At 38.9% G+C, this 17,209-nt stretch carries 16 protein-coding genes and 1 tRNA gene; 1 reads left to right on the top strand and 16 read right to left on the bottom strand.

What is annotated here, in order from left to right; translation table 11 throughout:
• Positions 1 to 36: 36 nt before the first annotated feature.
• From secG to CDZ89_RS03155, 12 genes are all read right to left on the bottom strand, one after another.
• Positions 37 to 267, bottom strand: coding sequence for a preprotein translocase subunit SecG (secG, locus tag CDZ89_RS03210; RefSeq protein WP_096156673.1), 231 nt, complete (start codon positions 265 to 267; stop codon positions 37 to 39).
• A gap of 106 nt (positions 268 to 373) precedes the next feature.
• Positions 374 to 1,732 (bottom strand): glycosyltransferase family 2 protein, encoded by a 1,359-nt coding sequence (locus CDZ89_RS03205; RefSeq protein WP_100333255.1) that lies wholly within the window; start codon positions 1,730 to 1,732, stop codon positions 374 to 376.
• The gene (locus CDZ89_RS03200; RefSeq protein ID WP_100333254.1) at positions 1,733 to 2,539 is read right to left on the bottom strand and encodes a glycoside hydrolase family 16 protein; all 807 of its coding nucleotides are present in this window, start codon (positions 2,537 to 2,539) and stop codon (positions 1,733 to 1,735) included. It abuts the gene before it with no gap.
• Between the two features lie 232 nt (positions 2,540 to 2,771).
• On the bottom strand, positions 2,772 to 4,067 hold the full coding sequence (eno, locus tag CDZ89_RS03195; RefSeq protein WP_096156670.1) for a phosphopyruvate hydratase: 1,296 nt from the start codon (positions 4,065 to 4,067) through the stop codon (positions 2,772 to 2,774).
• Positions 4,068 to 4,096: 29 nt separating this feature from the next.
• Entirely contained in the window at positions 4,097 to 5,632 is a 1,536-nt protein-coding gene (gpmI, locus tag CDZ89_RS03190) for a 2,3-bisphosphoglycerate-independent phosphoglycerate mutase (RefSeq protein ID WP_100333253.1), read from the bottom strand.
• Entirely contained in the window at positions 5,625 to 6,386 is a 762-nt protein-coding gene (gene tpiA / locus CDZ89_RS03185; RefSeq protein ID WP_100333252.1) for a triose-phosphate isomerase, read from the bottom strand. The genes gpmI and tpiA overlap by 8 nt, the downstream gene beginning before the upstream one ends.
• Positions 6,387 to 6,622: 236 nt before the next feature.
• Positions 6,623 to 7,810, bottom strand: a complete 1,188-nt coding sequence (locus CDZ89_RS03180) for a phosphoglycerate kinase (RefSeq protein WP_100333251.1) — start codon at positions 7,808 to 7,810, stop codon at positions 6,623 to 6,625.
• A 369-nt stretch (positions 7,811 to 8,179) separates the two neighbouring features.
• The gene (gene gap, locus CDZ89_RS03175) at positions 8,180 to 9,187 is read right to left on the bottom strand and encodes a type I glyceraldehyde-3-phosphate dehydrogenase (protein ID WP_100333250.1); all 1,008 of its coding nucleotides are present in this window, start codon (positions 9,185 to 9,187) and stop codon (positions 8,180 to 8,182) included.
• A gap of 74 nt (positions 9,188 to 9,261) precedes the next feature.
• Positions 9,262 to 10,281, bottom strand: a complete 1,020-nt coding sequence (locus tag CDZ89_RS03170) for a sugar-binding transcriptional regulator (RefSeq protein ID WP_096156665.1) — start codon at positions 10,279 to 10,281, stop codon at positions 9,262 to 9,264.
• 157 nt (positions 10,282 to 10,438) lie between these two features.
• Entirely contained in the window at positions 10,439 to 10,681 is a 243-nt protein-coding gene (locus tag CDZ89_RS03165) for a glutaredoxin family protein (protein ID WP_100333249.1), read from the bottom strand.
• A 13-nt stretch (positions 10,682 to 10,694) separates the two neighbouring features.
• Positions 10,695 to 12,005: an RNA polymerase factor sigma-54 gene (gene rpoN, locus CDZ89_RS03160; protein WP_100333248.1), complete on the bottom strand. Its 1,311-nt coding sequence runs from the start codon at positions 12,003 to 12,005 to the stop codon at positions 10,695 to 10,697.
• Positions 12,006 to 12,566: 561 nt separating this feature from the next.
• Positions 12,567 to 12,644, bottom strand: a tRNA-Arg gene (locus CDZ89_RS03155).
• A gap of 322 nt (positions 12,645 to 12,966) precedes the next feature.
• On the opposite strand from CDZ89_RS03155, the gene clpP reads away from it, so the two are divergent.
• Positions 12,967 to 13,548: an ATP-dependent Clp endopeptidase proteolytic subunit ClpP gene (clpP, locus tag CDZ89_RS03150; protein WP_096156662.1), complete on the top strand. Its 582-nt coding sequence runs from the start codon at positions 12,967 to 12,969 to the stop codon at positions 13,546 to 13,548.
• A gap of 402 nt (positions 13,549 to 13,950) precedes the next feature.
• On the opposite strand, the gene CDZ89_RS03145 is transcribed toward clpP, so the two are convergent.
• The 4 genes from CDZ89_RS03145 to rapZ all read right to left on the bottom strand — a co-directional run bounded on the left by CDZ89_RS03145 (position 13,951) and on the right by rapZ (position 17,209).
• Positions 13,951 to 14,208 carry an HPr family phosphocarrier protein gene (locus tag CDZ89_RS03145; protein WP_096156661.1) on the bottom strand — a complete coding sequence of 86 codons (258 nt, stop codon included), beginning with the start codon at positions 14,206 to 14,208 and terminating at the stop codon, positions 13,951 to 13,953.
• Positions 14,209 to 14,242: 34 nt separating this feature from the next.
• The gene (gene whiA / locus CDZ89_RS03140; protein WP_096156660.1) at positions 14,243 to 15,184 is read right to left on the bottom strand and encodes a DNA-binding protein WhiA; all 942 of its coding nucleotides are present in this window, start codon (positions 15,182 to 15,184) and stop codon (positions 14,243 to 14,245) included.
• Positions 15,185 to 15,359: 175 nt separating this feature from the next.
• Positions 15,360 to 16,322, bottom strand: coding sequence for a gluconeogenesis factor YvcK family protein (locus CDZ89_RS03135; protein WP_096156659.1), 963 nt, complete (start codon positions 16,320 to 16,322; stop codon positions 15,360 to 15,362).
• A complete protein-coding gene (gene rapZ / locus CDZ89_RS03130; RefSeq protein ID WP_096156658.1) occupies positions 16,322 to 17,209 on the bottom strand; it encodes an RNase adapter RapZ in 888 nt (295 codons plus the stop codon). The genes CDZ89_RS03135 and rapZ overlap by 1 nt, the downstream gene beginning before the upstream one ends.

Below are 17,209 nucleotides of genomic sequence, written 5' to 3'. Positions count from 1 at the left end.
AACCACTTTTCGGATTAGAAAAGTGGTTTTCATTATTTAAGCGAAAAATGCGATCGCTAATGTTAAAACGAAGAATAACACTGATAAAACAATCGTTGCACGGTGTAAATATAAATCTAAACCGCGAGCTTTTTGTTTACCAAAAAGTGTTTCTGCTCCACCAGAGATTGCTCCAGAAAGACCAGCGCTTTTACCCGATTGTAATAATACAACACCAATAAGTGCAATAGAAGTTAATACAAGAAGAATAATTAAGAAAATTTGCATATGACGACGACACCTCCTGCGAACGGACAAATATACTTACAACAAATGTATCATATTATTGCCTTCTATACAAGATACTAAAATTAGTGGAATATTGCCAATGCAGTTAGTTTCCTTGTTCAAATGAGTAGTCTCTCCCCGTACGGGCAACTTTGTTCCAGCCTTCCCTTTTTATAAAATAAGAGACCGTGCCAATACAAATAATTAGAATATTTAAAAACCTAAAAAATATTAGGTCTAGGACAATAGTTAGAGCAATAGAATGAATATTGACGCGAGGGAAAATTTGGTTATATTTGGAAGCGACATATAGTGCAACGAAGTTATAAAGAAGATTACAAGTGGAAGATAAGATGATATATAGTAAGATAAACCTCGAATCAAATGTGTTTAGATTGAACAAAATCCAGATAACGCCAGTGAAAAAAATATAGCTACAGACGATACCAATAAAAAAAGAGTCGATAAGGAAAAAGAAAGATAATTTTCTTGTAAAAATAGTAGTTAGAAATTCTTTTTTATAAAGAACTAAGCAATCAGTGAACGCTTTTTGCCAACGGATTCGTTGTTTATACAAGTCTCTCCATGATTCTGGCACTTCTGTATAGCAAGCCGCATCAGGAAGAAAGAGTATTTTACTTCTTGGATGTTGTTTTAAATAGTTTTGTACTTTTATCGTTATATCGATGTCTTCACCAACTGTATTTCGATACCCATTCACATGGAGTAAGACATCTTTTCTAAACACACCAAAGGCTCCAGAGATAATCGATAATGCATTGGATTTAGCTAATGACGATTTATATATAAAGAACCCACGGAAGTACTCTAATATTTGTAATTTGACGATCAACTTAGTTTTTAACGTCGGAAACAATGTTCCATTTTTCCACTTACGACCTTGTAACACATGGACAATGCCACCAGCAGCTATAACCTCTTTGTCTTCAAAAGCATCATTTATCCTATCGAGGGCGCTATTGTCTAATATACTGTCAGCATCTAGCGTAACGATAATGGAATGGGTGGCTAGCATAATACCTGCGTTCAGGGCGTCTGCTTTTCCGCCATTTAATTTATCAATTAGAATGAAGTTAGCATGTTGTATTCCTTCATAAATAGCCTTTATTGGCTTAAACTCTAATTTTGTTAATAAGTATCTTTTGTCTACTTGTTTAAGTTGTATGGACTCACAAATCTTTTCTAATGTATGATCTGCAGAGCCATCGTTTATGAAAATAAACTCTACATTTTTATAAGTTAATTTTTTCATTGACTCTATTGTTGTTTCGATAATTGTTGCCTCATTATAACAAGGTATAAGTACGGATATGCCTCGTTTCCGCTCTGAAATAGGTGTTTTCTTTCTTGTATATTGTTTCATTGCAAATAAGCCATTTATCATGTGATAGATAGGAAATAAAATGGTCATCGAAAAGAGCATGATGGAAAAAATAATGATCACCTAATTGTTCACCCATTTCTCATGTAGTATTTCAACGGAGTCAATATGAAAAACTGCTGGAAATTTAGTAGATGAGGTTGGTGAACCTGGCCAATCTCCACCAATGGCAAGATTTATTATTAGCTTCATAGGTATGTTTGGGATATTTTCTTCTGTTCTAAAAGTTGTAACCCCATTAACTAGCCACTCCAATTTGTCTTTTGTCCATATAAGTTCATACGTATGGAAAACGTCATTATTCATTATTTCTCTAGATTCATATACTGTTTGAATGTTGCCACTAGCATTTCTATAATGATGCACAAAATAAATTTTATTTGGCTGACTCCCGATTACTTCCATGATGTCGACTTCGGGTATGTAATCGTCGTTAGAAATTGGTGCAAGCCATATAGCAGGAAATAACCCTTTTCCGACTGGATATTTGGCACGCATTTTTATATGCCCATACAAAATTGGATATTCGTTAGAAGTGTGTATAAGCCCAGATGTAAAGTCCTTTCCACCTTTTGACTCTTTTTTACCTGTTAGTTGAAGCACACCTTCCTGAACGGAAACATTGTGATCTGAATAATATTGAAGCTCATTATTGAAGTTCTCCTCCCGAACCAACACCTCCCAAATGTACGGATTTAGTCCCTTTGAAAAGTCATCCATCACATTTACATACTTCATCCCATTCCATTCTTTGTTTTTTTCTAACACTCTAATAGCAGCGTGATTCGAGCTATTCGTATCTGAATGAAAAGTCATAGTAGCAATCCATATTAAGCTAGCAACAATAAGAAATAGAAAGAACCGACTCATAAAACCACCTTTTTTTACCAATTTCTAATAAATTCTTCATCTTTTTTCGAGAAAAAGGATTATGGTATTATGAAATGTATTACGATTGGACGCTTTTAGAACTAAAGCTAGAAGAAAAAGTAGGAGAAACTCCTTTAGAAGGTTATAAGTGATGAACATTATTTGAATATTAGAACTAAATAAACGCAAAAAAACCCCACTGTTCTTTTTGAACAGTGGGGTTTGCTTTATATTACTTCTTTAAGTTGTAGAAAGATTTTAATCCATCATAACGTGCAGTGTCACCAAGTTGATCTTCGATGCGAAGAAGTTGGTTGTACTTCGCTACGCGGTCTGTACGAGATGGAGCACCTGTTTTGATTTGGCCAGCGTTTGTTGCAACAGCGATGTCAGCGATTGTGCTGTCTTCTGTTTCACCAGAACGGTGAGAGATTACTGCTGTGTAACCAGCGCGTTTAGCCATTTCGATTGCTTCGAATGTTTCAGTAAGTGTACCGATTTGGTTTACTTTGATTAGGATAGAGTTACCGATTTTGCGCTCGATACCTTCTGCTAATTTTTTCGTGTTTGTAACGAAAAGGTCGTCACCAACTAATTGGATCTTGTCGCCTAGGCGCTCTGTCATTAGCTTGAAGCCTTCCCAGTCGTTCTCGTCTAAGCCATCTTCAATAGAAATGATTGGGTATTTTTCAGCCATCTTCGCGTAGAATTCTACCATTTCTTCAGAAGTGTAAACTACACCTTCACCTTTAAGATGGTATTTGCCGTCTTCTTTGTTAAAGAACTCAGAAGCTGCAGCGTCCATCGCTAGCATTACTTGCTCACCAGGTGTGTACCCAGCTTTCTCGATTGCTTCTACGATTGTTTGAAGAGCTTCTTCGTTAGATCCTAAGTTAGGAGCGAATCCACCTTCATCACCTACAGCCGTGTTTAAGCCTTTTGCACTTAATACAGCTTTAAGAGCGTGGAAAATTTCTGCACCCATACGTAATGCTTCTGTGAAGTTTTCTGCTCCAACAGGCATTACCATGAATTCTTGGATGTCTACGTTGTTGTCAGCGTGCTCTCCACCGTTAATGATGTTCATCATTGGTACAGGAAGAGTTTTCGCGTTGAAGCCACCTAAGTGTTGGTATAACGGAACTTCTAAATAGTCAGCTGCTGCGCGAGCTACTGCCATAGAAACACCAAGGATAGCGTTAGCACCTAGGCTACCTTTGTTTTCTGTACCGTCAAGCTCGATTAAAGCTTGGTCAATTGCAACTTGCTCAAGAACGTCATAAAGACCGATAAGTTCAGGAGCGATTTTTTCGTTAACGTTGTCAACAGCGGTTAGTACGCCTTTACCTAAGTAACGAGATTTGTCTCCGTCACGTAATTCAACTGCTTCGTGCTCACCAGTTGATGCACCACTTGGTACCATTGCGCGGCCGAATGCACCAGATTCTGTGTAAACTTCTACTTCGATTGTTGGGTTACCGCGAGAGTCCATGACTTCGCGTGCGTAAATATCAGAGATAATTGGCATGTTTGATAGTCTCCTTTTTATTTGAAAAATTATTTTTTAATTAAGCTTGTTCCTGTCATTTCGGCAGGTTTTTTTACTCCGAGTAGGTCTAGAACGGTTGGAGCCAAGTCCCCTAGTTTCCCTCCGTTATGTAACTCAATCCCAGTTTGGGTTACGATAACAGGTACAGGATTTGTCGTGTGGGCCGTCATTGGACTTCCTTCCATCGTTACCACTTCATCTGCATTTCCGTGGTCAGCAGTGATAATGGCAACTCCGCCTTTTGCTTCGATTGCTGCTACGACTTTTCCTAAACATTCATCTACTACTTCCACCGCTTTAATTGTTGGCTCTAGCATACCAGAATGACCAACCATGTCAGGGTTTGCGAAGTTTAAGATAATCGCATCATGTTTTTCTGCCTCAATTTCCTTCACAAGTGCTTCTGTTAGTTCATAAGCACTCATTTCAGGCTTTAAGTCATATGTTGCCACCTTTGGAGAATTGATTAAAAGGCGTTCTTCTCCTGGGAATGGCTCTTCACGTCCACCGCTCATAAAGAACGTAACGTGCGGATATTTTTCCGTCTCAGCGATACGAAGTTGTTTTAAACCGTTTTGGGCTAAAACTTCACCTAATGTGTTGTCCATTCCTACTGGTTCAAAAGCAACGTACCCATCTACTGTTTCACTAAAATGTGTTAAACATACAAACATTAAGTCTTGTGGGTGGTTTTCACCGCGGTCAAACGCGCGGAAGTCTTTGTTTGTAAAGGTGTTCGAAATTTGAATCGCACGGTCAGGGCGGAAATTATAGAAAATAACCGCGTCATTATCTTGAATCGTTGCCACAGGACTACCGTCTTCTTTTGTCATAACAGAAGGTAAGACAAACTCATCAAAGATACCGTTGTTATACGAGTCATTAATACATTCTACTGCGTTAGAGTATATTGGGCCATCGCCATACACCATTGCACGGTAAGACTTTTCTACACGATCCCAACGCTTGTCACGGTCCATCGAATAGTAACGACCGGAGATAGTCGCAATCTCGCCAACACCGTTTTGGAGAATGTATTCATTTAGCTGTTGAATATATTGTGGAGCGGTTTGTGGTCCAACATCACGGCCGTCTAAAAAACCGTGAATGTAAACGCGCTCGACACCTTGCGTTTTGGCAAGCTCTAGTAATGCAAACAAGTGTTGAATATGACTATGTACGCCACCGTCTGAAAGTAAGCCAAACACATGTAGACATGAGTTTTTTTCTTTTACATGATTCATTGCATTAATGAACGTTTCGTTTTGTTCGAAATGACCTTCACGAATCGCAACGTTTACACGCGTTAAACTTTGGTACACAATTCGTCCTGCACCAATGTTTAAATGTCCAACTTCGGAATTACCCATTTGGCCTTGTGGTAGTCCAACTGCTTCTCCACTCGCAATAAGCTCTGCATGAGGATACGTCTCCCAGAACGTATCAAAATTAGGCTTTTTCGCTAGGGCAACAGCGTTCCCACTTTTTTCACCACGTAGGGCAAAACCGTCTAAAATAATTAGTGCAACTGGCTTTTTACTCATTCTTACCTGCCTCCAAAAGCTGTAGGAAAGACTGAGGCTCTAAGCTTGCGCCACCAACTAAAGCACCATCGATATCAGATTGTGCCATGTATTCTTTAATGTTAGCAGGTTTTACACTTCCACCATATTGAATACGAACAGCATTTGCAGCAGCTTCACCGAATTCAGCAGCTACAACACCACGAATGTGTGCACATACTTCGTTTGCATCTTCTGCAGTAGAAGACTTACCAGTACCGATTGCCCAAATTGGCTCGTATGCGATAACTGTTTGTTTTACTTGGTCTTCTGTTAAACCTGTTAATGCTTTTTTCACTTGGTTTCCAACTAGGTCGTTTGTTTGACCAGCTTCACGCTCTTCAAGTGTTTCGCCACAACAAACGATAGGTGTGATTCCGTATTGGAATGCTGCTAATGTTTTTTTGTTTACAGATTCGTCTGTTTCTGCGAACATTTCGCGACGCTCAGAGTGACCGATTACACAATAGCCAACGCCTAAGTCTTTTAGTGCAGCTGGGCTTGTTTCACCAGTGAATGCACCGCTTTCTTCAAAGTGCATGTTTTGGGCACCGATTTTTAAGTCTTTGCCTTCTGTGTTTGTTACTAGACGTTCTAAAAATAATGCTGGTGCACATACAACTGCGTCTACTTTTGTTGGAGAAGGAACTAGTCCTTTTACTTCTTCGACGAAGCTTACTGCTTCTGATAGTACTTTGTGCATTTTCCAGTTACCAGCGATGATTGGTTTACGCATGTTTGAAAACATCCTTTCCATGCTTGTTTTTGGCTGCCTTTTTGCAATATTGTCCGTTGATTTCCGCTGCAGTCACTCGCTTTCCGCGGGGAGGGATGTGAGCCTCCTCGGCTTCGCCTGTGGGGTCTCACACTTCCCTCTATTTCCCGCAGGAGTCGAGTGCCTTCAGCTCCAATCAACTCTTGGTTTTGAATATTTGCAAAAGCATCAATCTTTGTAAAAAACTCTTAAAAATTTTACTTATCGTTTAATGCTACTACTCCTGGTAGGGCTTTGCCTTCCATGAATTCTAGGGATGCGCCTCCACCTGTGGAGATGTGACTCATTTTGTCTGCTAGGTTGAATTTTTCAACTGCAGCTGCGGAGTCGCCTCCACCGATGACTGAATATGTATTCGTAGATTCAGCAAGCGCTTCTGCAACAGCTTTTGTTCCGCTAGCAAACGCTTCGTATTCAAATACCCCCATCGGTCCATTCCAAATCACAAGCTTAGAGTTACGGATTACGTCTGCATAAATCTCAGCAGATTTCGGTCCAGCGTCTAAACCTTCCCAGTCGGATGGAATTTCTTCGATAGGTACAACCTTTGTATTTGCATCTCTAGAAAACTCATCGGCTACCACTACATCTACTGGGATGTAGAAGTTAACACCGTTATTTTTCGCTTTTTCCATAAACGATTTTGCTAAATCAATTTTATCTTCTTCTAGTAGAGATTTACCTACATCATGTCCTAATGCCTTGATGAACGTGTAAGCAAGTCCTCCACCAATAATTAAGTTATCTACTTTATCTAAAAGATTGTCAATAACACCGATTTTATCTTTTACTTTCGCTCCACCGATAATAGCTGTGAATGGACGATCAGGATTAGAAAGAGCTTTTCCTAAAACATCTAATTCTTTTTCCATTAAAAGGCCAGAAACGGCTACATCTACATGGTGTGCAATTCCTTCTGTAGAAGCATGTGCACGGTGTGCTGCACCGAATGCGTCGTTAACGTACACGTCAGCTAGTTCGGCGAAACTTTTCGCAAGCTCTGCGTCGTTCTTTTCTTCACCAGGGTAGAATCGAACGTTTTCTAGTAAAAGAACATCGCCTTCTGCCATCGCATCAACTTTTGCTTTTACCTTTTCACCGTATGCTTCGTCCGCTTTTGCTACAGGGCGACCAAGTAGTTCTTGAAGGCGTGCTGCTACCGGTGTTAAACGTAGCTCTTCTACTACTTCCCCTTTAGGACGGCCTAAGTGACTTGCTAAAATAACTTTTGCACCGTTGTCTACTAAATGTTGAATAGTAGGAAGTGCTGCGCGAATACGAGTTTCGTCGCCAACTACTCCGTTTTTCATTGGAACGTTGAAGTCAACACGACAAAATACTCTTTTACCTTTTACATCAATGTCACGAATGCTTTTCTTGTTCATGTGAAAAGGCCTCCCCTTTTTAGGAATTTTATTATCCAAATGGCTGTTTTCGGTTTTTAGTTGCTCTAAACTCAAGTAGCCAGCAAACTTTGTCCGTTGATTTCCGCTGCAGGCACTTGCTTTCCGCGGGGAGGGATGCGAGCCTCCTCGGCTTCGCCTGTGGGGTCTCGCACTTCCCTCTACTTCCCGCAGGAGTCAAGTGCCTTCCGCTACAATCAACTCAGTGTTTCAAAAGCTACAAAGACCTACAGCCATTTAGAAAAAAGCCAAACATAAAGAAAGGAGGAAGGGATATGTACCCCGTCCCCCTTTTAACCACTACTTATTATATCTAAAAGGCTTGTGAAATCTCAAATATTTTGTGAAAGATTATAGACCTTTAGCAGCCATGTATACAGCTAAGTCTAACACACGGTGAGAATATCCGCTCTCGTTGTCATACCAAGAGATAACTTTAACCATGCTACCTTCCATTACCATCGTAGATAATGCGTCGATAGTAGAAGAGTCTGGGTTACCATTGTAGTCACCAGATACTAATGGCTCTTCAGAGTAACCTAAGATTCCTTTTAAATCACCTTCAGCAGCTGCTTTGAATGCTGCGTTTACTTCTTCCGCTGTTACGTCTTTATCTAATTCTGCAACTAAGTCAACTAAAGAAACGTTAGGAGTTGGAACACGCATCGCTCCACCATTTAATTTACCTTTTAATTCAGGTAATACTAGAGAAACTGCTTTTGCAGCACCAGTAGAAGTTGGGATGATGTTTTCAGCTGCTGCACGAGCACGACGGTAATCTTTATGTGGTAAGTCTAAAATCTGTTGGTCGTTCGTGTAAGAGTGAACAGTTGTCATCATTCCACGTTTGATACCGAAGTTATCGTTTAATACTTTAGCGAATGGAGCTAGACAGTTAGTCGTACAAGAAGCGTTAGACACTACATCGTGGTTTGCAGCATCGTACTTGTCTTCGTTAACACCCATTACGATTGTGATATCTTCGTCAGTAGCAGGTGCAGAGATGATTACTTTCTTTGCTCCAGCTTCTAAGTGTTTCGCAGCGTCAGCACGCTTCGTGAAGAAACCAGTAGATTCCACTACGATGTCAACACCCATAGCACCCCAAGTTAATTTCGCAGGGTCACGCTCAGCTGTTACTTTGATCGCTTTTCCGTTTACTACTAAGCTGTTGCCATCAACTGTTACTTCAGCGTCTAATCTGCCGTGAACAGAATCATATTTTAAAAGGTGAGCAAGCATGTTAGCATCTGTTAAGTCGTTAACTGCTACTACTTCTACCTCAGCGTTTTTTAAAGCTGCACGAAATACGTTACGTCCAATACGTCCAAAACCATTAATACCAATTTTTACTGCCATGTTAAGTTCCTCCTTAGGATTCTAAGAAAATTTTTATTTTGTATGGCTACATTCGTAACCTATTTGAAGGGGTGTTACTCCCTAATCAACTCTTTTGCTGCACCTTCATCTGTTATAAGAATCGTGTTAGGTGCTTGTTTTAAGTAAGCCCGGATTGCTTTTGCCTTAGATGCTCCTCCAGCAACAGCGATTACCGTTTCTATTTTTTCCAATTCAGCAAGTTGCATTCCAACTGTTTTTACTTTATGAACAACTTCTCCTTGTTCATTAAAATAATAGCCAAACGCTTCGGCAACTGCCTGTTTTTGCTCGATCGTAGCTACTTTAGCTTGATCAGTTTTTCGACGTTCTGCCATCGTTTTAGCGTCCCCTATACTGTGAACGACCATACTACATTTTTTAATGAGGGAAAGTACCTCTTTAATCGAAGGTTCTTCAATCATCGTTTGGTAGGATGCGTTACTTAGTTCATCAGGAATGTGTAGTAAACGATAGCTTCCTAATGCTTTTTCAGCCATTGAGGCACAAATGGTGTTTGCTTGATTTTGTACATTCTCTCCAAGGCCACCTCGAGCTGGTACGAAAAGAAGTTCACGATTTTTAGCATCCGGTTTCATCATCTCTGCAACTGCAGCAATCGTTGTGCCACCCGCAACTCCGATAATATTCTCTGCATGGAATCGTTCTCTCATACATGTGACACATGCGCGTCCCATCTCTTTTTTCACCCAAGGAGATGTATCACTATCTCCAGCAACAACGACAACATTAGGTAGATGAAGTGTTTTTTTTACTTTTTCTTCTAAGTGTTTAAGTCCGAAGACTTCCTTCATCATTTCTTCTAACTTTTGCATGAGTACTGTACCCTCTTGCGTTAACGTCATACCGGATGAGTGTACAAGAAGTAAGTTTTGCGATTTTAAAAAATCGACTTCACTCCGGAGTACTCGTTCGCTCAAACCTAAGTTGACCGACAAAGCTCTTCTTCCAATTGGCTGCATTAATCGTATGTAGCGTAAAATCTCGTAACGTTTCTGCATAATGGAAAGAAGATCGGGTAACAATTTCTTTTGTACTTCAATTAACTCTCTCATGATAGCTACCCCTTTTAGTGGTTCATTATTCTTAAAAATGATATGATGGACGTTTTTCGTCCCTCTATGACATATTATGTCCCACCACTAATAAAAAAAATTCACCTTTGCTACATCTTGATTGTAACAAAGATGAAACCCTTATTGCAACTAGGTTTTACCCCAATTTTTCATGTAAACGTTTTCTTATGTCTTCTTTGTGAAAAATTCCTTCTGCATAAACTTCTCCATCGTTCTCGAGTACTGGAATTCTAATTTGATATAACTCTAACAATGCATCATCTTTATAAATATCTACTTCTTTAAATGTAAACTCATACTCTTTTTGCAAATCTTCCACTATCACTTTTGCCTTATCACAAAGCGAACAATTTTCTTTAGAATATAGAATAAATTCCAATTTAACTCACCTTTCAATCGTACCTTTTTCTCATGGAAGAAGATGGAATTCCGAGAATGTCCCGATATTTTGCCACTGTCCTTCGCGAGATATCTATATGATAATCTTTCTTCATTATAGTTGTCAGCTTTTGATCGGATAACGGTTTTCGTTTATCTTCCCCATCGACTAATTTTTGTAGCACTTGATGGACTTGCTTAGACGATTTATCTTCAGCGTATACCGTTGCTACACCTTGACTAAAGAAGTGCTTTAATTCATATAGTCCGAATGGAGTTTGAACATATTTATCTTTCGTCGCACGACTTACTGTAGATTCGTGGACTTGAAGCCTTTTGGCAATCATTTTTAATGTTAACGGTTTCAAAAATTCAGGGCCATTTAAGAAAAAACTTTGTTGCAGGATGACAATCTCCTCCATAACTGCTACAAGTGTCTTTTTCCTGTAATCTATACTTCGAATGAGCCATTGGCAATGCCTCATTTTTTCTTCCAAATAATCGTTCGCTTCTTTTTTTAAGGCTCTTTGATATAATCGATTAACCGTTAACTGTGGTAAAAATTCGTCATTAACGCCAACTAGCCAATCTCCATTTATTTTTTGTACCATCAAGTCAGGAACAATATATTTCGGTTGTTCTCTCGTTTCATATTGTTGACCTGGTCGTGGATTTAAAGTCGTGATCAAATCAAAGAGGTGTTGGACTTCTTTTAATGTAATTTCATATTTTTTTGATATTGTTTTGAACGTTTTTTGCGAAAGTAAGTCAAAATCGTTTTCAATAATTCGTTCAGCCAGTAGTTCACGGTTGTCCATACTTTTTAGCTGAAGAAGTAAGCATTCTTTTAGATTTCTTGCACCTATACCTGATGGATCGAGATTTTGTATGGTTTGTATCGCTTTTTGTACTTCTACTTCTTGTTTCCGAAGTTGCTTTGCAATGAAAGTTGTTTCTTCCGTGATATAGCCGTTTTTGTCGATATAGTCTAGCATGGCTTGTAATGTCGCATGCTCTTGTTTTGATAAGTGTAAGTCAAGTAATTGTGCCTTTATATGATCATGTAATGTTTCGCCTTGATAGCTAACATTTTCAATGGAAAATTCGTTTGAGTTGATGCTCGTAGTACGATTTCTAATTGGATGTGTGTTTGTAAATGTTTCTTTTAGATCAAGTAACGGATTTTCTAATACTTGTTCTTGTATATATGTCGCAAGTTCGATTGTGGAATATTGAAGTAATGAAATGGCTTGCTTTAATTCTTGAGTCATCGCAAGCTTTAACGTTTGCATTTGATATAGACCGACATCTTGTTTCATCTTCATCGCTATTCCTCCTCCACTTATCTATTTTACATGAGATACGTAGCATATGGTATAGAAAATATATGGTATGTAAGGCCATTATCCTAGTAATTATTATATACGAGGTAGATAGAAGAATTATGTTAGTTATTGTGGGTTTGTGGGGATTTTTTTAAAAAATGATGTGTAAAAGGCCAATGTTGATTTCCGTGCAAGGCTTCGCTTTCCGCGGGCGGTAAAAAGGAAGGTTATTTTCACTGTCGTGAAAAAACCTACTCCTCGGCGCAAGCGCCTGTGGGATCTCCCGTTCCCCGCTTCTCCCGCAGGACAAGGAAGGCTACGGGAGCGATGCATCCTTCGTAAGGAAATGCGATAGCATTTTCGAGGAGTCTCAGTCTTGCACGGAAATCAACAGGTAAGTATTTAAATATCAACACTACGCTTTAACATAGCTGAAAAAAATAAAAACCTAGTGCGCCGACACTAGGTTGGTTGTTTATTGGATGTTGCGGCACTTGTCCGCTACAAAAAAATTATAACAAGAATATATGTAGCATACTAGTTTAAATATTTTCCAATCAATGGCGCGCTCGAAGGGATTCGAACCCCCGTCAGACATGGTACCGGAAACCACCGCTCTATCCCCTGAGCTACGAGCGCACGTATATAATGCAATGAAAATATTATATGTCATATAAAGAGTGAAAACAAGATAAAAAGCTTTTAATGGTTAGTTACTAGTGGCTAGTGCATAGTGGCTAGTATTGTTTCCATTTCCTAATCACTAATTACTAACAACTAACCACTAAAGAAGTTTATTTTTACGTGGAATGGATATGATGTATAGGGGTAGAAAAATGTATCGTATTTTGCGATGGTTTTTATTTGACCATTCTTGACCTTATATGTATGATAAAAGTACATAAGGAAATTATTTTCCTGACTTATTTTAACGGAACTATGAGAAGGAGGAAAAGTGAAAATGAACTTAATTCCTACAGTTATTGAACAAACAAGCCGCGGCGAGCGCGCATATGACATTTATTCTCGTCTTTTAAAAGACCGCATTATTATGCTAGGTAGCGCAATCGATGATAACGTTGCAAACTCCATCGTTTCTCAGTTGTTATTTTTAGCAGCGGAAGATCCGGAGAAAGATATTTCTTTATACATTAACTCTCCAGGTGGATCAATTTCAGCTGGTATGGCAATTTATGATACGATGAACTTCATTAAGCCTGACGTGAGCACAATGTGTGTTGGTATGGCTGCATCGATGGGAGCATTCTTATTATCAGCTGGTGCAAAGGGCAAGCGTTTCTGCTTACCGAACAGTGAAGTGATGATTCACCAACCTCTTGGTGGAGCACAAGGTCAAGCGACGGAAATTGAGATTGCTGCGAAACGTATTCTTTTCTTACGTGAGAAGTTAAATGGTATTCTTGCGGAAAATACTGGTCAACCTATGGAAGTAATCGGGCGTGATACGGAACGCGACAACTTCATGACTGCTGACCGTGCGTTAGAGTATGGATTGATTGATAAGGTTATTAGAAATAGCTAGAATTTAAAGGATTGTATGGTCCAGTTTCTTCACTTTTTGGTGGGGAAACTGGATTTTTTATGTTAGATCATTCTAATTCTTTTCTATACACAGTTTATTAACAGTTTACTTTGCAATCGGGAGGTATATTTGGTTTTATCAGCGAAAATGTGAATTTTATCGGCGAAAACTCGGTTTTTATCGGCGAAATCTAAATATTTATCAGCGAAAATATAGATTTAATCGGCGTTGACCACCTATTTATCGGCGAAGCTACTGTTTTATCGGCGATTCAGTTCAAATATCGGCGCTGATTATAATTCTATGGATCATAACCTCAATAAATAAAAAACAACACCCTCAAAAAAGGTGTTGTTCTATTTTCAATTCATCACTAAGGTTTTCCTAACCCCTAATCACTAATTATCCTTCTTGCTCCACAAACTTCACCAATGCGTCTAATGCTTCTTGCTCGTCGTGGCCGTCTGTGATTAGGGTGATTGTTGCACCTGAACTTACTGCTAAACTCATTAAGCCCATGATGCTTTTGGCATTTACTTTTTTACCGTCTTTTTCTAAGAAAATATCGGCTGTGTAACGGTTTGCCTCTTGAACGAAAAGAGCAGCTGGGCGTGCTTGTAATCCTGTTTTTAATCCTACTTGTACTTGTTTATTAACCATGTCTTTTTCCTCCTCTAAATCTATCTTTAAAAGGTTAAACTTTTTCCCCTGCGCGAAGTTTATCGGCAATTTCATCTATTTTTCGTAGGCGGTGGTTGATTCCGGACTTACTGATGGTACCACTTGAAACCATTTCGCCTAGTTCTTTCAAAGTCACGTCTTGATACGTAACGCGTAGTTCCGCAATTTCTCTAAGTTTATCAGGCAAAATTTGTAGACCAGCTGATTCATCGATATAACGAATGTTTTCTACTTGGCGTATTGCGGCGCTAATTGTTTTGTTTAAGTTGGCTGTTTCGCAGTTTACTAGCCTGTTAACAGAGTTACGCATGTCACGAACAATTCGAATGTCTTCAAACTTCAAGAGCGCTTGGTGAGCACCCATTATATTTAGTAATTCTACGATTTTTTCGGCTTCTTTTAAATAGTTGATGAAGCCTTTTTTCCGTTCTAATGTTTTACTGTTTAACTGAAATGTATTCATTAACTCACACAAAGAGTCGTTATGTTCTTTGTATAAAGTGAATACTTCAAGGTGGTACGAAGATGTTTCTGGATTATTAACTGATCCACCTGCTAAAAATGCCCCGCGTAAATAGGAGCGCTTACAACATTTTTTTTCGATTAACGTTGGTGAAATATCGCGAACAAATGTGAAGCCATCTTTCAAAATCTGTAGCTCTGTTAAAATGCTTTGAGCTTGTTCAGCGTATCGAACGATATATACGTTATTCTTTTTTAATCGCATTTTCTTTCGAACTAAAAGTTCTACACGAACGTCGTACAATTTCTTCGTTAACGTATAAATACGTCGTGCAATGGCTGCATTCTCGGTTTGGATATCGAGAATTATTTTTTTATTAGAAAAAGATAGTGCACCATTCATACGGATTAGTGCAGCAAGTTCCGCTTTTGCGCAACAATCTTTTACTTCAATAGTTGTTAATTCTTTTTTCGTTTCTGATGCGTATGACATGTGATTTCCCCCCTCTTGAGAAAAATGATTGGGGAAGTGATGAAGAACATCTCAACCACCTGAATATGTTTCATAATGTACAATGCGCATCCGTTTGCACTATTTCTGTTTTCATTAACTTTACCATGAAACTGATTAGAGGTGCACTTTAATTTTGCGTGTACTCGTGCACTTTTTATTTTACTTTTAACATAGAGTATAAAATCGAAGCTACTTTTTGTGTGTCATGCCTAATAACACCATCTACATGTTGCACAATTTTATCATGTAGCACTTCTACCCCTAAGCTAGAAAGTTTTTCAAAGTCATATGTTACCGGTTTGGCAAGTTCTTTTTTATACCGATCTTTAATCATTTCTGGAATATTTTCTTCATTAACTAGTACGGTGTCAATAAAAGGTGTAGAAATATGTTTGTATAAAGCCTTTAAGTGGTCACTAGCTGTATAGTCTAATGTCTCACCTGCTTGTGTCATTATATTACAAATGTATACCTTCTTGGCTTTTGAGTGACATACCGCTTCACCGATTTTTGGAACTAATAAATTAGGCAAAATACTTGTGTATAAGCTACCTGGTCCAATAATAATTAAGTCAGCCTGCATAATTTCATCAACTGTTTCTTGTAATGGCTCTAAGTTTTCAGGTGTTAAAAACACTCGATTAATACGTTTACCTGAGTAAGGTATTTTCGATTCACCAGAGACAATTGTGCCATCTTCCATTTCAGCATGAAGGACGACGCTTTGGTTCGCTGCAGGTAATACTTTTCCACGGACGTTCAATACTTTACTCATTTCCCGAATCGCATGAACGAAGTCGCCTTTAATCGTTGTCATTGCTGCTAACAATAAGTTTCCAAGCGAGTGACCAGAAAGTCCATTACCTGTTTGAAAACGATGTTGGAATAGATCTTCAATAAGCGGCTCTACGTCAGATAATGCAGCAAGCACATTACGAACATCGCCTGGTGGTGGAATATGGAGCTCATCTCTTAATCGGCCAGAGCTACCCCCGTCATCCGCAACCGTTACGACGGCTGTAATGTCGATGTCATAATGCTTTAACCCCCGTAATAAAACAGATAAACCTGTTCCGCCGCCAATGATGACGACTTTAGGAAGTTTTCCCCTGTTCATTAATGAGGATCCTTTCGACGCTCAATATCTCGGTGCGTGACGATTGTATCGTACTCTGTTTGCAAATGTTTCGTAAAGTATTCCGCTAATGTTACAGATCGATGTTGCCCACCTGTACAACCTATCGCAATAACTAACTGACTTTTCCCTTCACGTTTATAGTAAGGAAGCATAAATGCTAATAAATCCGATAGTTTTTCAATGAATTTTTGGGTTTCACTCCATTTTAACACATAAGATGATACTTCTTCATCTAATCCTGTCATTGGTCTCATATGATCAATATAATGTGGATTCGGTAAAAAACGCACATCAAACATTAAATCCGCGTCAATAGGCGTGCCATATTTGAACCCAAAAGATACGACATTTACTTTAAATGTTTGTTTCGAATGTGTGGCAAATGTGGATAATACTTTTTCACGCAATTCACGTGGCTTAAGATCAGAAGTATCTAATAGGACTTGTGCTCTTCCTTTTAGCTCTTCGAGTAAGTTACGCTCGTTTTGGATACCTTCTAACGGTAATCCTGATTTGGATAGAGGATGTGACCTACGAGTTTCTTTATATCTGCTTACTAGAACAGAATCCTTTGCATCTAAGAAAATTATTTGTGGCGTTACCCAAGAAATCTCTGCTAAATCATCAAGTGCTTCGAAAAGGCTTTCGAAAAACTCACGACCTCGCAAATCCATTCCAATCGCCACTTTTGTCATTTTACTTCCCGTGTCTTCCATTAATTCAAGGAATTTAGGAAGTAATGAAGGTGGAAGGTTGTCGACACAAAAGAAGCCTAAATCTTCTAAACTTTGGATGGCAACTGTTTTACCAGCTCCACTCATTCCAGTTACAATTACTAGTTGAATGTCTGTTGAGCCTGTACTCAT

Source organism: Bacillus alkalisoli (assembly GCF_002797415.1).
GTDB lineage: Bacteria > Bacillota > Bacilli > Bacillales > Bacillaceae_I > Bacillus_CD > Bacillus_CD alkalisoli.
Note: the sequence above shows the minus strand (reverse complement) of the source record. Positions and strands in the feature narration are given on the sequence as shown.

Bases quoted from the DNA above. Each gene is read 5' to 3' on its own strand.
- secG (WP_096156673.1), bottom strand. From the start codon at position 267: ATGCAAATTTTCTTAATTATTCTTCTTGTATTAACTTCTATTGCACTT.
- CDZ89_RS03200 (WP_100333254.1), bottom strand. From the start codon at position 2,539: ATGAGTCGGTTCTTTCTATTTCTTATTGTTGCTAGCTTAATATGGATT.
- eno (WP_096156670.1), bottom strand. From the start codon at position 4,067: ATGCCAATTATCTCTGATATTTACGCACGCGAAGTCATGGACTCTCGC.
- gpmI (WP_100333253.1), bottom strand. From the start codon at position 5,632: ATGAGTAAAAAGCCAGTTGCACTAATTATTTTAGACGGTTTTGCCCTA.
- tpiA (WP_100333252.1), bottom strand. From the start codon at position 6,386: ATGCGTAAACCAATCATCGCTGGTAACTGGAAAATGCACAAAGTACTA.
- CDZ89_RS03180 (WP_100333251.1), bottom strand. From the start codon at position 7,810: ATGAACAAGAAAAGCATTCGTGACATTGATGTAAAAGGTAAAAGAGTA.
- gap (WP_100333250.1), bottom strand. From the start codon at position 9,187: ATGGCAGTAAAAATTGGTATTAATGGTTTTGGACGTATTGGACGTAAC.
- CDZ89_RS03170 (WP_096156665.1), bottom strand. From the start codon at position 10,281: ATGAGAGAGTTAATTGAAGTACAAAAGAAATTGTTACCCGATCTTCTT.
- rpoN (WP_100333248.1), bottom strand. From the start codon at position 12,005: ATGAAGATGAAACAAGATGTCGGTCTATATCAAATGCAAACGTTAAAG.
- clpP (WP_096156662.1), top strand. From the start codon at position 12,967: ATGAACTTAATTCCTACAGTTATTGAACAAACAAGCCGCGGCGAGCGC.
- CDZ89_RS03145 (WP_096156661.1), bottom strand. From the start codon at position 14,208: ATGGTTAATAAACAAGTACAAGTAGGATTAAAAACAGGATTACAAGCA.
- whiA (WP_096156660.1), bottom strand. From the start codon at position 15,184: ATGTCATACGCATCAGAAACGAAAAAAGAATTAACAACTATTGAAGTA.
- CDZ89_RS03135 (WP_096156659.1), bottom strand. From the start codon at position 16,322: ATGAACAGGGGAAAACTTCCTAAAGTCGTCATCATTGGCGGCGGAACA.
- rapZ (WP_096156658.1), bottom strand. From the start codon at position 17,209: ATGAGTACAGGCTCAACAGACATTCAACTAGTAATTGTAACTGGAATG.